Consider the following 13,269-nt stretch of genomic DNA (forward strand, 5'->3'; position numbering starts at 1 on the left):
AGCCCTTCCCTCACCCGCGCTCACGCATCAGGCGCGCCTTGTCGCGCGCCCAGTCGCGCTCCTTGGAGGCCTCGCGCTTGTCGTGCGCCTTGCGGCCCTTGGCCAGCGCCAGCTCCACCTTGGCGCGACCGCGATCGTTGAAATAGATCTTGGTCGCCACAACCGTCATGCCCTCGCGCTCCACGGCCTGCCCGAGCTTGGCGATCTGCCGCTTGTGCAGCAGCAGCTTCCGCGGCCGGCGAGTCTCGTGGTTGAAGCGGTTGGCTTCCAGATATTCCGGGATATAGGCGTTGTAGAGCCACATCTCGCCCTCCTTCTGGGCAGCGTAGCTCTCGCCGATGGTCGCCTTGCCGTTGCGCAGGCTCTTCACCTCGGTGCCGGTGAGGGAGATGCCCGCCTCGAACGTCTCGCCCAGCTCGAAATCGAAGCGGGCGCGCCGGTTGTCGGCGGCGATCTTGCGGGGGGCTTCGGTCTTCTTGGATGTCATGATGGGGGAATGTGGTCGCAGCGCACCGCCGAAGCAAGCCGCCAGGGGTCAGGTCGGTCGGCTGCGCGCAGGAGAAGGGACCACCAGGCGACGGCGGGTCGCCTGATCCCACGATCCGTCGGCCTCAGTTGATGAGGCCGGCATGCACCATGGCGCTGCGCACCACGGCGCGGGTGGTCTCGGAGACCGGCACCATGGGCAGGCGCGCCTCTTCGCTCATCTTGCCGAGGAGCGAGAGGGCATACTTGGTGGGCGCGGGGTTGGTCTCCACGAACAGCGCTGTATGCAGAGGCATCAGCTTGTCCTGGATCGCCAGTGCCGCCTTGAAGTCGCCGGCGAGGCAGGCGGTCTGGAACTCCGAGCAGAGGCGCGGCGCGACGTTGGACGCAACCGAGATGCAGCCATGGCCGCCATGGGCCATGAAGCCGAGGGCGGTCGCATCCTCGCCCGAGAGCTGGATGAAGTCCGTCCCCAGCACCTGCCGCTGCAGCGACACGCGGGTCATGGACGCGGTGGCATCCTTCACGCCGGCGATGTTCTTGATCTCGAACAGCCGGGCCATGGTCTCGACCGACATGTCGATCACCGAGCGGCTCGGGATGTTGTAAATGAAGATCGGCAGATCCACGGCGTCCGCGATCGCCTTGAAGTGGCGATAGAGGCCTTCCTGCGTGGGCTTGTTGTAATAGGGCGTCACCACGAGGAGCGCGTCGGCGCCGACCTTCTGGGCGTGCTCGGCCAGCGCGACTGCCTCCGCCGTGTTGTTGGAGCCGGCGCCGGCCATGACCGGAACGCGGCCGGCAGCCTGCTCCACGGTCCATTCCACCACGCGGTTGTGCTCGTCATGGGAGACGGTGGGGCTCTCGCCGGTGGTGCCGACCGGGACGAGGCCGTGCGTGCCCTCGGATATCTGCCAATCCACGAAGGCACGGAACGCCTTCTCGTCCAGCGCGCCGTCGCGGAACGGGGTGACGAGGGCGGTGAACGAGCCGCGGAAACGGGACGCAGACGGGATGGGCGACATGGCGAACGCCTTGGGTTCCTGGGAGCTTGTGGTTGGCCGGGACCGGTCGCGAACGGCCGGCCCGGCGCCGCGCCGGCTCGGGAGAGCGGCGGGTGCGGACCTTGACCCTTATCCTTTTGCCGCCCGGCCGGAAAGGGGGATGCGCCGCACGACCCTTTCCGTCTTGGCAAAATGCCCTTCGGGAATGGTAGCGAACTGCCGCACGGGGGTAGCCTGCGGCAGATTTGCTCCGGCACAACCGCCGCGATCCCGAAAGCCGCGGTTTCGCCCGGTTTTTGGACTTCATTGAGGTTAGGGTTTCGTCAACGCCGGTGGCCGAACATGCGGGTGGGGGAACACGCCGCAATTGTCCGCGCCCGCGAGGAAGCTTCATGTCGTCTGTATCGAGCCTGATGTCCGTGAGCGCGCTTGCGCTCGCCCTCGCCTGGAGCGGGGCGATGCCGGCGGTCGCGGAATCCGCGCCGACACCCCCGGCCAAGCCGTCCGCGTCCGCCTCCAAGGATTCGAAGTCGACCGACGCCAAGTCGAAGGATGCGAAATCCAAGGACAGCAAGACGGCCGATTCCAAGTCGAAGGACGCCAAGGCCAAGGACACGAAGGCCAAGGACACCAAGTCCAAGGATGCGAAGGCGTCCACGCCGGCGAAGCCCGCCGCGGCCGCAAAGCCCGCGGCGAGCAAGAGCGCGACCACCAAGCCGGCAGCCGGCAAGCCCGCTGCGGCACGAGTCGCCCCCACCGTCCACCAGGCAGCGCCGACAGTCGGTACCTCGTCCAACATCGCCGGCGGGGATCTCGCCGCGCTGAAGGTGGCGGTGAATGCCGCCCGCAACGGACGCGCCGCCGAGGCCATGGGGGCGGCCCAGCAGCTTGACGATCCGGTGGCGCGCACGCTGGTGACGTGGCTCGTCATCCGCCATGCGCCGAACGATCTGGGCTTCAACGCCATCAACGAATTCATCCAGGAAAAGCCCGGCTGGCCCACGCAGTCCACCCTGCGCCGCCGCGCCGAGCGTGTGCTGTTCCAGGAGAACAAGGACCCAGCCAAGGCGCAGGCCTTCTTCGCCGAGCAGCCGCCGCTCTCCGGCGAGGGCAAGGTGGCGCTCGCCCGCTATCTCGTCTCCATCGGCAAGCGGCAGGACGCGGCCGAATGGGTGCGCGACGCCTGGCGCAATGACGAGCTGAACGAGCTCTTCGAAAGCAAGATCATCGACGAATTCTCGGGCTTCCTCACCCGGGCCGATCACAAGCTGCGCGCCGACCACTTCAGCTACAAGCCGGACACCGACCGCGCCCTGCGCGCCGCCGCGCGCGCCGGCAGCGACATCGTCGCGCTCACCAAGGCCCGCATGGCCATCGCGCGCAAGGAGGCGAACGGCGAGAAGCTGCTCGGCCTCGTGCCCTTCACCCTGTCCAGCGATCCCGCCTATCTCTTCGCAAAGTCGCAACTGTTGCGCCGGGCCGACAAGCCGCAGGAGGCGGCGCGCGCCCTGCTCGCCGGCTCCAGTTCCGATCAGGTGCTGGCGGACCCCGACGAATGGTGGATCGAGCGTCGCCTCGTCGCGCGCGAGTTGCTCGATGCCGGCGATTTCCAGACCGCCTACAAGGTCGCCGCCACTGGCGTGCCGCCGCAGGCCGATAATTACCGGGCGGAGCAGCAATGGACCTCCGGCTGGATCGCCCTTCGCTTCCTGAAGGATCCGAGCCGCGCTGCCCAGCATTTCGCCAAGGTCGATGACGACCAGAAGCACCCCATCACGCTCTCGCGCGCCTACTATTGGCAGGCGCGCGCGGCCGAGGCCATGGGCGACCGCGGTCGGGCGAATGCCGCCTATCAGGCGGCGGCGAAATTCCCGGCGACCTATTACGGCCAGCTCTCGCGCACCAAGCTGGGCATGGCGCCCGTCGTCCTGCGCGGCACGCCCTCCCCGTCCTTCGGCGCGCGCGACACATTCGCCCGCCTGGAGCCGGTGAAGGCGATCCGGTTGCTTTATGCCGTAGGCGCGCGCGACATCCCGCTGACCATCTATTACGACCTCGCCTGGCGGATGGAGGACTCGAGCCAGCTCGCCATGCTCGCGACCCTCGCGGAGTCCAACAACGATCCGCGCGGCGCGCTGGTGGTGGGCAAAGAGGGACTTGCTGAGGGCCACCCGCTGGAGGCCGAGGCCTTCCCGACCTTCGGCCTGCCCAATTACAGCCCCATCGGCGATCCCGTGGACAAGGCGGCGGTCTATGCGATCGCCCGTCAGGAAAGCCAGTTCAACCCCGCCATCGTCTCCAGCGCCAAGGCCATGGGCCTGATGCAGGTGACGCCCGAGGCCGGACGGCAGGTCGCCAAGATCACCGGCGTCGCCTATGACGAGCGCCGGCTGATGAGCGACCAGTCCTATAACGTGCAGTTCGGCGCCGCCGAGCTGGGCGAGCTGGTGGCGCAATATGGCGGCAACTACGTGCTGGCCTTCGCCGCCTACAATGCCGGCCGCGGCAGCGTCGCCAAGTGGATCGCCCGCTATGGCGACCCGCGCGACCCGGACGTGGATGTGGTGGACTGGGTGGAGTGCATCCCCTTCTCCGAGACCCGCAACTACGTGCAGCGGGTGATGGAGAATTACCAAGTCTACAAGGTGCGCTTCAACATCCCGAGCAAGCTGCAGATGGAAGCCGACCTGCGCGGCGGACGCTGACCCGCCTCACCGCCGCCGGCGCGGCGGCGGTGCTCCGCCCTCGATGATAGCCTTCGCCTGTCCCATCCAGTCCTCGCGCTCGATGCGGCCGGGGAAGGCGAGATAGCTGCCGACCCAGGCGGCTTCTTCCGGCGTCCATGCGGCGATCTGTCGAAGATGGAAGATGCCGATCTCGTTGAGCCGCTGCTCATTCTGCGGCCCGATGCCCTTCAATTGCTTCAGATCGTCCGCCCCTTCCCCCTCCGGCGCGTCGAGGGCGGGCGGACGTATGCCGGGCAGGCTCTCCGGCGGACGACGCCGGGCGCGTGGGGCGGGGCGCGTCGATGCCGGCGCCGCCCGCGGAGGTGGCTCGTCTTCCTCCTCCTCATCGAGGGGGGGGACCGCATTCATGTCGGTTATGCCGAGCCGCGCGAACAGATCCTGCTGGGGTGTCGGTGCGGGCTCCACCAGAATTGGTGGTTCCGGCTCCGGCGCCGGGGTCGCGGGGACCGGTTGCCGTTCCAACGCGGCCGGAGGCGGCAGAGCCTCGGCCTGGACTGGCTCCGGTGGACGGCGATTGCGTCCGATGCGATAGCCGACCGCAAGCGCCAGCGCGAAGACGATCGCCAGGAGCAGCGAAACCTCGACGGCAAAGGCAGTCATGGCCGGCTCCCTCCGTTCCGGCCGAGCGCATAACCGGTGGCAAGGCCGATCACCGCCGCGCCGATGACGTAAGGCCAAAGAGCGATGGCGAGATAGATCATGGCGCGCGCTCCTTCACCTCGATCTCGATGCGCCGGTTGAGCGCCCTGCCCGCCTCGGTGTCGTTCGGGGCAACCGGCTGGCCGGAGCCGAGCCCGGCCGCAGCGAGTCGGTCCGCGGCGATGCCCTCCGCGACCAGGGCCGCCGCCACCGCCTTCGCCCGCGCCTCGGAAAGGCGCAGATTGGCCGCCGGGTCGCCGACACCGTCCGTATGGCCGGACACCCGGACAAGCCCGCCCGGGCACTGCTTCAGCACCGCGGCGATCCGGTCTACTAGCCCGCGGCTCAGGGGATCGATTTCGGCCGTCGCTCCCACGAAGCGGACGGTGCCGCGGGAGAGCAGGTCGCCGATCTGCCGGCCGCATTCAGCCACGTTGACCGGCGGCGCGGGCGGGGCGATCTGGAGCGCGGCCTCGACCGAGAATGGCGCGCGGACCGCACGCTTAAGTGCCGCCTCCACCTCCCCTGCCACGCTCGCGTCCAGCACGGTTCCGGACAGGCGCATCTGCGCATCCGCGATGCTGAGTTCGCCCGACGACAGCCGGGACAGCTGCGCGAGCCCGGCAAGCACCGCGTCGCGGAAGCCGGACGGCGCACCGCCGCCGACCGCCGACACGTCGTTGACCTTTTCGCGCAGGAAGTCACGCTCCAGAGCCGCCTTGATCGCGCCATGCGCGGCCTCGTCCGGGTAGAAGCCGGAGACCGTGAGTTCCCCCGCCTCCCGCCGCACCGAGAAGACATAGGGCGAGATGGACGGCGGCCGCACGCCCGTGGCATCGACCCTAACGCCGGCCGGGGGCGCGCGCACCGCCTGCATCACGGCGAGAAAGCCGGCGGAATCCGCCGCCTCCCCGGACAGCACCATCTGCGTGCCCGTTACCTCGGCCGAACCGGCGTGCATGCGGGCAAGCTGGACCACCGCGAAGCTGGCGGCGCTTGCCCACACCTCGGGCGCCGGGCCGCCGGAGGCGAGTTGCAGGTCGTCCGCCACCTGCATCCCCTGGAAGCCCGATCGTGCCGCATCCAGAAGCAGCCGGCGGGCATCCTCGGACGGCGCGAAGCCGGACAGGCGGACCTGGTCCGGGCTGCGCTCGATCTGCCACGTAAACGGCGACGCGCGAGGTGGCTCGACCGCGAAGCGAACGATCTGGAAGCCCTCTGGCGGCTGCCGCCGCAGCGTGAGGAGGATATCGAAGGCGGTGAAACTCGGCGCCACCCCCTCGACCGAGATAGTCGCATCGGAGAGAGTCACCCGCCCCTCCGGAAGCTGGGCCAGCGCCGCGCCGGCGAAGCGCACCGCCCGCATCCAGAGTTCGGTGCTGGGCGCGCCCTCGGCAAGGAGCGTGTCATCCTTGATGCCGATGCCCGGCACGGTCGAGGAGAGGGCCTTTGCCACCTCGGACCGCGCGTCGGCGGAGGGAACGTAGCCGCTGAGCCGCAGCACCGTGCCATCACGTACGGCCGACCACAGGAACGGCGCGGCGACCGGCGGGCGCACCTCGAACCGTGCCAGCACCATGCCACCGGGCAGCGGGCCGTGCAGGATCTGGGCCAGTTCGTCATAGCTCGCGAGGTCCCGGGCCCGCCCTTCCAGCGCGATCGCACCGTCGGACAGCGTGAGACGGCCGGAGGGCAGGCGCTTCAGCTGCCCGAGCCCGAAAATGACCAGCGATGCGAAATCCCCGGGTGGCGCGCCGCGCGCCCGGACCAGCCGGTTCTGGCCTGTCACCTGGTCGCCGCCGCTGCGGGCCGCAGCCACAATCCGCGTGAGCGCGTCGGCTGAGGGTACATATCCGTCGAGGGCGATGGTGCGGCCGTCCTTGACCGCGCTGAAGGTGAACGGATGCCGCTCCGGCAGCAGGGTGGTGGCGTCATGAACCGCACGAACCCCAAACAGGCCTTCCAGCGAGGCCCGCACCTTGGCGCGGGCCTCCTCGGCCAGGGCCTCGCCCTCCATGGTAGCATCGCGACCCTTGAAATGCGCGGAAGCCCAGGATTCGCCAGTGCGGGCGAGAACGTCCCGTGCGGCCGAATCGAGATCGGCCTCAATCGGGCCGCGACCGGCAAGGACGGCGAAGACCGTGAGCACGCCGAGGGCTGCAAGGCCGAGGAGCAGCGGCCACAGGCGCCGCCAGCCCTTGCCCCGGCGTGGGCCGGCCGCCTTCAGGCCACCCTCGCTCGCCCGATTTGCCTCGACTCGCCTCACCACGCACACCCCGCTGTCCGCCCCGCTCCCAGGCAGCCGAAAGGGACTTGAGCATAATTCGCCGCCGCTCCGGAAGCCTCGCGGGAGAAGACGGCGGCAGAGGGGCGCGGCGGCCCGTCCCCGGACGGTCAGAAATCGCGGGAAATGAACAGCAGAACCTGCTGCGCTGCGACCGAAGCCAGCCCCGGCGAGAAGGCCGTAGACCGGTAGTTCGTCGCGGCATTGCTGTTGTAGTCATATTGCAGGGCGATGGTGAATTGTTTCACCGGCGCAAAGGCCAGATAGCCGCCGACGTTGACGTTCGTGCCACCGGACGCGCCGTAGGCCGCCTGAACACCGGTATTGTTGAAGTCATACGCTGCATAACCGCCGAACAGGGCAGAGCTCCATCGCTCGTTCCAATTGTGGAGCAGCGAGGCGGTGACGTTCCAGCCCGATACCTTGCGGATCCCGCCGGCGCCACTGACGAAAGCATCCGGCGGATCATAGGCTCCGGAGGGGTCCTGCAGGCCGAGATAAGACGTGGCTCCGTTCGTCCAGGCCGACTGGAGATAAAGCGTATCCCCCTCGCCAACCGCCGGAAGATTGAACATCACGCCCGCCTGAAGCGCATAGCCCCAGCCTCCGCCGACCGTGGCGAGCGGCGTCTCCAGCACCGTGGCGCTGACCTGATGCAGCGCGCCGGACAACTGGAGCGTGGCCCAGGCGGCCTGATACTTCAGGTTCGCCACAATGTCCGGAGCCCTCACTCCGGATTGGAAGTCAGCCGCGCCGAGCAGGCCGGGATCGCGCGCGAGGATCCCGCTCTGACGATCTGCAGCGTCCTCAAGGGCAAGCGTGGTGCTGAGATTTTTGGAGAATTCGTAGGTGTAGGCGAAGAGATTCAGCCGCGTATCGTCCCCGATGGTGGTCGCATCGGTGCCGAGCACGTTCGCGTTGCCATAGAAATCGAAGAAGGACTGGGTGTGGCCGACGGTGAAGCCGGCGAACTGCATATAGATGTCGCGCAAATCAAGCTGGGCCGGCTTCGAGCCTGTCGGTGTGTTCGGGCCGTCCGACCACGGGTCGGACGTGCGCCACTGATAGCGGGTTTCGAAATAGCTGCGAACGGTGCCGTAGTCCGTCTGCGTGCGCGCGTCGACGATCAGCGCACCAGTGGCGATGGAATAGGTCTTGTCGTTCTGCGGCGGGTAAGCAGTATAGCTATTGTAATAGCCCTCGACCCAAAGATATCCGCCGATGCGCAGGCAGGTATCCGTTCCCGGGATAAAGATGAATCCGGGGCCTTGGGCGGTGCAGGCCCGCAAGCGGCCATCGCCGGGCGCCGCCGAAGGAAGGTCTGCGGCGATAGCAGCCGAAGCCAGAAAAGGCGCGAAACATGCCGCTGTCCGCGCCAGAACGAGACAGCGCCGGCGAAACATCCCGATTGCCGACGAAACCAGCATTGGCCCCTCGATCGCCGACCTTTCCGAGGCGCGCTCCGCACCGCTGCGCAGCGCCAATATCCGCCGGTTCTACCGGCGCGCAAGACGTCGAAAGGCCAGATGCCAAGATCCGCCGGGCGCCGAGGTTAGGCGTGTCCGCATACGGACCAGAGCCCGCAGCCTGACCCCTTCCTGGGTTACAGACAAAGAAAAACCCCGGTGGTCGCCCACCGGGGTTTCTCGTCAGATCACGAAGATCAGAAGTTGCGCTGCACGCGGATGCCGCCCGACCAGATGTCGGTGGAGCCGCCCACGAGCGAGCCAATCGTGCCGCCGGTAGCGTTGGTCGCAGCGTACTGGCCGAGCGGCACAGAGCCGTCAACCTTGGTGTACAGAACTTCGGCGCCGATATCGAGGTTCTTAACCGGCGACCAGATGGTGTTCACACCGAGCTGCCACATGTTGAAGTCCTGGGCGGCGACGATGTTGGTCGGCACCGAGTAGGACAGGTAGCCGGCGTAGAGCGCCGAGCGCAGGCCCGGGGTCCAGTAGTGACGGAACTGACCCTGGATGGCCCAGCCAGTGGTGAGCGAAGGCTGACCGAAGAGGTCGGCCACGGCGTCAGCCACGGTGTAGAAGGCGCCCGAAGCGGTGAGCGCGCCGCCGACCTGCTTCAGGTCGATGGAGCCCACAGAGTTCGCGCGGCCCTGCGAGGTACCGGACAGGCCGATATAGGACGCAGCGCCCTGCTCGTAGTTAGCCTGGACGAACAGGCTGTCGCCAGCTGCAAGCACCGGGAGCTTGATCTCGGCGCTGCCGCCGATGGCCCAGCCCCACTGGCTCGTGGTGCCCATGCCCGGGTAGAAGCCGTTGTACAGAGCGAGGGTGGTCACGACCTGATGCAGGGCACCAGACAGCTGCACCGCGCCCCAAGCGCCTTCATAACGCAGGTTGGCGACGATATCGGGAGCCTGCTGACCACCCTGGTAGTTGGTGTAGCTGAGGCCGGTGGCAGCCGTGGACACGTTGAAGACGGGCGTCGCGGTGGAGCCGGTCATCTGGGTGCCGGTGGTGCGGTTGGCCGCGTCTTCAAGCGAGATCGTCGCCGAGAAGCCGTTGCCGAACTGCGCCGTATAGGCCAGCACGGTGTTCCACTGGTTGGAACCCGCATACGGGGTGGTCAGCATGTAGCCGACGCCCGGGTCGAAGAACGACTGGGTGTAACCGAAGGTGAAGCCCGAGAACTGGATGAACGCGCGCTCGAAGTACGGGTTGTTCGCAGGACCGACGCCAGCGCCCGAAGACGAGTTCCACTCGATGCCGAAGCGGACGTAGGAGCGGAGGGTGCCGTAATCGGTCTGGGTGCGGGCGTCCATGTCGAACACGCCGCGGACGCGGGTCAGGTAATCCGGATCGTCGCCGTCGCGGAAGGGATAGGCGAACACGCCGACGCCGGGACCGTTGAAGTAGGTGCCGGTCGCGGAAGAGATTGCCGGGTTAAAGGTGCCGACCGCGTTCACATAAGTATCGAAACGGGCATAGCCGCCGATCTTGATGCAGGTGTCGGTGCCGGGGATGTAGAAGTAGCCCGCGCCGTAGGCAGAGCAGACCTTCACGTATTCAACCGGCTTTGCCTTGACAGGCAGGTCGGCGGCCTGGGCTCCAGCGACCGCGACGAGACCCGCCGCGCTGCCGAGGAGAAGGCTCTTCACCATCTTCATCGTGACCTCCAAGTTGGTTCCGAGGGAGCGAGTTCCGCTTCGCCGGTGCGGCTGCACCCCGAGAGGGTTCTTGCCCCGATTCCCATTCCGCTCTCAGACCCCCCGAGCGCGGACCGGTCGACCGGGGACTGCCCCCCTTCGTCGCAAAGCCAACATACAAAAGGCCAACCTGTGTTCAATCCAAACCACGCCGTTCACGGCCCCGAGAGGCTGCTTTTCCAGTAGGTGTTGCAGGAATGGCACGCCAGGTCATCGCCTACCTCGGTACCATGAGCAGCTTTCAGCCGTTTTCGGGCCGATCATGGTTAAGCGATTGATAAAAATAGTGTATTTCTGCAACACACGGCGTTTCCTCCCCACTTGAGGGAAGCTTTCGGGGGCGCCCATCCCCTGCAAATGCGGGCTCGATCGGGATACCGCCGATGGCGCGGCTGAGGGGTTTCCTTCCCCTACGTCCCGGCCCTGCCCGTGAGGGCCGCGACGTCGGCGCCAAACGCGAATACGGCAATTTTTCCGCGCGCAGCCATACGGCATAAGGGTTTCCCCATCTGGGCCGCGTCGAATCGGAGACAGCGCGGCTCAGCGACGGGCGAAATGCCGTGCGCCGGCCACGCAGAGCACCACCACCCCGGTGGCGGCGATCATCGGCCAGGCGATGGTCTCGCCGAGCACGACGGCCGCGAGCATCAGCCCAAGGAATGGCTGGAGCAGTTGCAACTGGCCGACGCCCGCGATTCCTCCCAACGCAAGGCCGCGATACCAGAAGACGAACCCCACAAGCATGCTGAACACCGAGACGTAGCCAAGGCTCACCCAGGCCGGCAGGCCGATGCCCGTCCAGTGGTCGGGGCGAACGGCCAGGGCGATGGCCGCCATGAACGGCAGCGCCAGCAGCAGCGCCCAGGAGATGACCTGCCAGCCGCCGAGGCGCCGTGAGAGCGTCGCCCCTTCCGCATAGCCGAGCCCGCACAGCACGACCGCCCCGATCATCAGGAGATCTCCCGAGATCGCGCCCTCTCCACTTCGCGCGAGCGCGAACCCGGCCACCGTCGCCGCCCCGAGACAGGAGAACAGCCAGAACGCCGGCTTCGGCCGTTCGCCGCCGCGCGCCACGCCGAAGATGGCGGTCGAAAGGGGCAGCAGGCCTATGAAGACGATGGAATGCGCCGCCGTGATGTGTTGGAGCGCAAGTCCGGTGAGCAAGGGAAACCCGACCACCACGCCGACGGCGACGATCACCAGCGAGAAGAGATCACCCGCGGCCGGCCGCACCTGCCGATGCGCCGCCAGGAACAGCCCGGCGATGAGCGCGGCAATCACCGCCCGTGCCGAGGTGAGAAACAGCGGAGAGAAATCGACGACGGCAAGCCGCGTCGCCGGCAACGACCCGCTGAAGATGACCACGCCCAGAAATCCGCTGCCCCAGCCGGCTGCACTGCGTTCCATGGTTCCTCGCTTTCGCGGCCCGCGATACGCCTGCGCTGGTGGCGGAAACAGCCACACTCACATACAATTCTGCCAAACTGTATTAGATTACGGAGCCACACAGTGGCATTGCCAAAGCCCGGCACCACACGCACCGAGGCCCTGATGGCGGAGATCCGGAGCCGTATCGCAGGCGAAGCGCTGCCTCCCGGTGATCGGCTGCCCTCGGTCCGCCGCTTCGCCGCGGCAATGGGCGTCTCGCCTTCCACGGTGGTGGAGGCCTATGACCGGCTGGAGGCGGAAGGGGTTATCCGGGGGCGGCGGGGCTCCGGCTTCTACGTGACGAACGCCGGCCTCTCGCCCCACGATCCACCGCGGATGGCGCTTGCCGAGGCAGGCGCGGCGCGCACGCCGGACATTGACCCCTTCTGGGTGTCGAAGCAGTCGCTCGATGCCGAGCCATCCGTCCCCAAGCCCGGGTGCGGCTGGCTCCCGGACGACTGGATGCCCGTCGCAGCCCTGCGCAAGGGCCTGCGGACGCTCGCCCGCGCAGACGGCGCGCTGCTCACGGAATACGGCGGCACACGCGGCCCGGTGGCGCTGCGCCGGCTGCTGCTGGGGCGGTTCGCCGAAGAGGGCATCGGCGCAACAATCGACCAGGTGATGCTCACCGGCTCGGGCACCCAGGCCATCGATCTCATCTGCCGGCTGCTGCTGCGTCCGGGCTATGCGGTGCTGGTCGACGACCCCTGCTACTTCAATTTCCAGGCGCTGTTGCGCGCCCATCCCGTCCGCATCGTCGGCGTGCCGATGACGCCGTCAGGGCCGGATCCGGCCATCTTCGAGGAGGTGCTCGCGAAGGAATCGCCGCGCCTCTACATCACCAATTCCGCGCTCCAGAATCCGACCGGAGCGACGATTTCTCCCCAGGTGGCCCATCGTGTCCTCATGCTCGCACACGCGCATGGGCTCACCATCGTCGAGGACGACATCTTCGCCGACTTCGAACCGGCCCCCTCCCCCCGCCTCGCCATCCTCGATGGCCTGAGCCGGGTGATCCGCATCGGCAGCTTCTCCAAGACCCTCTCCTCGGCCATCCGCTGCGGCTACATCGCGGCACGGCCGGAGTGGATCGAGGCGTTGAGCGACCTGCAGATCGCCACCAGCTTCGGCGCCGTCAGTCCCGTGGCGGGCGAACTGGTGGCAGGCATCCTCACCGGTGGCGGCTATCGCAAGCACATGGAGGAGGTGCGTCATCGCCTGACCCGCGCCCGGCTGGCGGCCGCCGAACAGCTCGGCCGGCTCGGCATCGTCCCTTGGCTGATGCCGCGGGGCGGCTTCTATCTGTGGTGCCGCCTGCCGGAGGGGCTGGATTCCGCAATGATCGCGGGGCGCTGCAGGGAAGAAGGGGTGATCCTCGCCCCCGGCAATGTGTTCAGCGTGGCCCAGACCGCCGGGGCCTTCCTGCGCTTCAACGTGGCGCAAATGAGCGATCCGCGCGTTCTCACTGCCCTGAAGGCGGCGCTGCGGTAGCAACCGCGCCGAAGATAATTGCTA

General features: G+C 67.6%; 9 protein-coding genes. 2 read left to right on the forward strand and 7 right to left on the reverse strand.

Annotated features, from left to right (window positions below; genetic code table 11):
* Positions 1–10: 10 nt before the first annotated feature.
* Positions 11–487: an SsrA-binding protein SmpB gene (gene smpB, locus ACT535_RS03890; RefSeq protein ID WP_024279430.1), complete on the reverse strand. Its 477-nt coding sequence runs from the start codon at positions 485–487 to the stop codon at positions 11–13.
* A gap of 124 nt (positions 488–611) precedes the next feature.
* Positions 612–1,511, reverse strand: a complete 900-nt coding sequence (dapA, locus tag ACT535_RS03895) for a 4-hydroxy-tetrahydrodipicolinate synthase (protein ID WP_476363414.1) — start codon at positions 1,509–1,511, stop codon at positions 612–614.
* A gap of 371 nt (positions 1,512–1,882) precedes the next feature.
* Between dapA and ACT535_RS03900 the strand changes: the two genes are divergently transcribed.
* Positions 1,883–4,195: a transglycosylase SLT domain-containing protein gene (locus ACT535_RS03900; protein WP_476363415.1), complete on the forward strand. Its 2,313-nt coding sequence runs from the start codon at positions 1,883–1,885 to the stop codon at positions 4,193–4,195.
* A 6-nt stretch (positions 4,196–4,201) separates the two neighbouring features.
* Here ACT535_RS03900 and ACT535_RS03905 read toward each other — a convergent pair whose 3' ends face one another.
* From ACT535_RS03905 to ACT535_RS03925, 5 genes are all read right to left on the reverse strand, one after another.
* Positions 4,202–4,837: a hypothetical protein gene (locus tag ACT535_RS03905; RefSeq protein ID WP_168458053.1), complete on the reverse strand. Its 636-nt coding sequence runs from the start codon at positions 4,835–4,837 to the stop codon at positions 4,202–4,204.
* A 97-nt stretch (positions 4,838–4,934) separates the two neighbouring features.
* Positions 4,935–7,142, reverse strand: a complete 2,208-nt coding sequence (locus ACT535_RS03910; RefSeq protein ID WP_476363416.1) for an OmpA family protein — start codon at positions 7,140–7,142, stop codon at positions 4,935–4,937.
* Positions 7,143–7,270: 128 nt separating this feature from the next.
* Positions 7,271–8,587, reverse strand: a complete 1,317-nt coding sequence (locus tag ACT535_RS03915) for a porin (RefSeq protein ID WP_476363417.1) — start codon at positions 8,585–8,587, stop codon at positions 7,271–7,273.
* 236 nt (positions 8,588–8,823) lie between these two features.
* Positions 8,824–10,287 carry a porin gene (locus ACT535_RS03920; RefSeq protein ID WP_476363418.1) on the reverse strand — a complete coding sequence of 488 codons (1,464 nt, stop codon included), beginning with the start codon at positions 10,285–10,287 and terminating at the stop codon, positions 8,824–8,826.
* 579 nt (positions 10,288–10,866) lie between these two features.
* Positions 10,867–11,733, reverse strand: a complete 867-nt coding sequence (locus ACT535_RS03925) for a DMT family transporter (RefSeq protein WP_476363988.1) — start codon at positions 11,731–11,733, stop codon at positions 10,867–10,869.
* A 144-nt stretch (positions 11,734–11,877) separates the two neighbouring features.
* On the opposite strand from ACT535_RS03925, the gene ACT535_RS03930 reads away from it, so the two are divergent.
* Positions 11,878–13,245: an aminotransferase-like domain-containing protein gene (locus tag ACT535_RS03930; protein WP_476363989.1), complete on the forward strand. Its 1,368-nt coding sequence runs from the start codon at positions 11,878–11,880 to the stop codon at positions 13,243–13,245.
* Positions 13,246–13,269 lie beyond the last annotated feature (24 nt).

Source organism: Xanthobacter sp. DMC12, from assembly GCF_056314105.1.

What these genes read in the sequence shown, in the direction of transcription:
- dapA (WP_476363414.1), bottom strand. Translation starts at nt 1,511, where the DNA reads ATGTCGCCCATCCCGTCTGCGTCCCGTTTCCGCGGCTCGTTCACCGCC.
- ACT535_RS03930 (WP_476363989.1), top strand. Translation starts at nt 11,878, where the DNA reads ATGGCGGAGATCCGGAGCCGTATCGCAGGCGAAGCGCTGCCTCCCGGT.
- ACT535_RS03920 (WP_476363418.1), bottom strand. Translation starts at nt 10,287, where the DNA reads ATGAAGATGGTGAAGAGCCTTCTCCTCGGCAGCGCGGCGGGTCTCGTC.
- ACT535_RS03925 (WP_476363988.1), bottom strand. Translation starts at nt 11,733, where the DNA reads ATGGAACGCAGTGCAGCCGGCTGGGGCAGCGGATTTCTGGGCGTGGTC.
- ACT535_RS03900 (WP_476363415.1), top strand. Translation starts at nt 1,883, where the DNA reads ATGTCGTCTGTATCGAGCCTGATGTCCGTGAGCGCGCTTGCGCTCGCC.
- ACT535_RS03915 (WP_476363417.1), bottom strand. Translation starts at nt 8,587, where the DNA reads ATGCTGGTTTCGTCGGCAATCGGGATGTTTCGCCGGCGCTGTCTCGTT.
- ACT535_RS03905 (WP_168458053.1), bottom strand. Translation starts at nt 4,837, where the DNA reads ATGACTGCCTTTGCCGTCGAGGTTTCGCTGCTCCTGGCGATCGTCTTC.
- smpB (WP_024279430.1), bottom strand. Translation starts at nt 487, where the DNA reads ATGACATCCAAGAAGACCGAAGCCCCCCGCAAGATCGCCGCCGACAAC.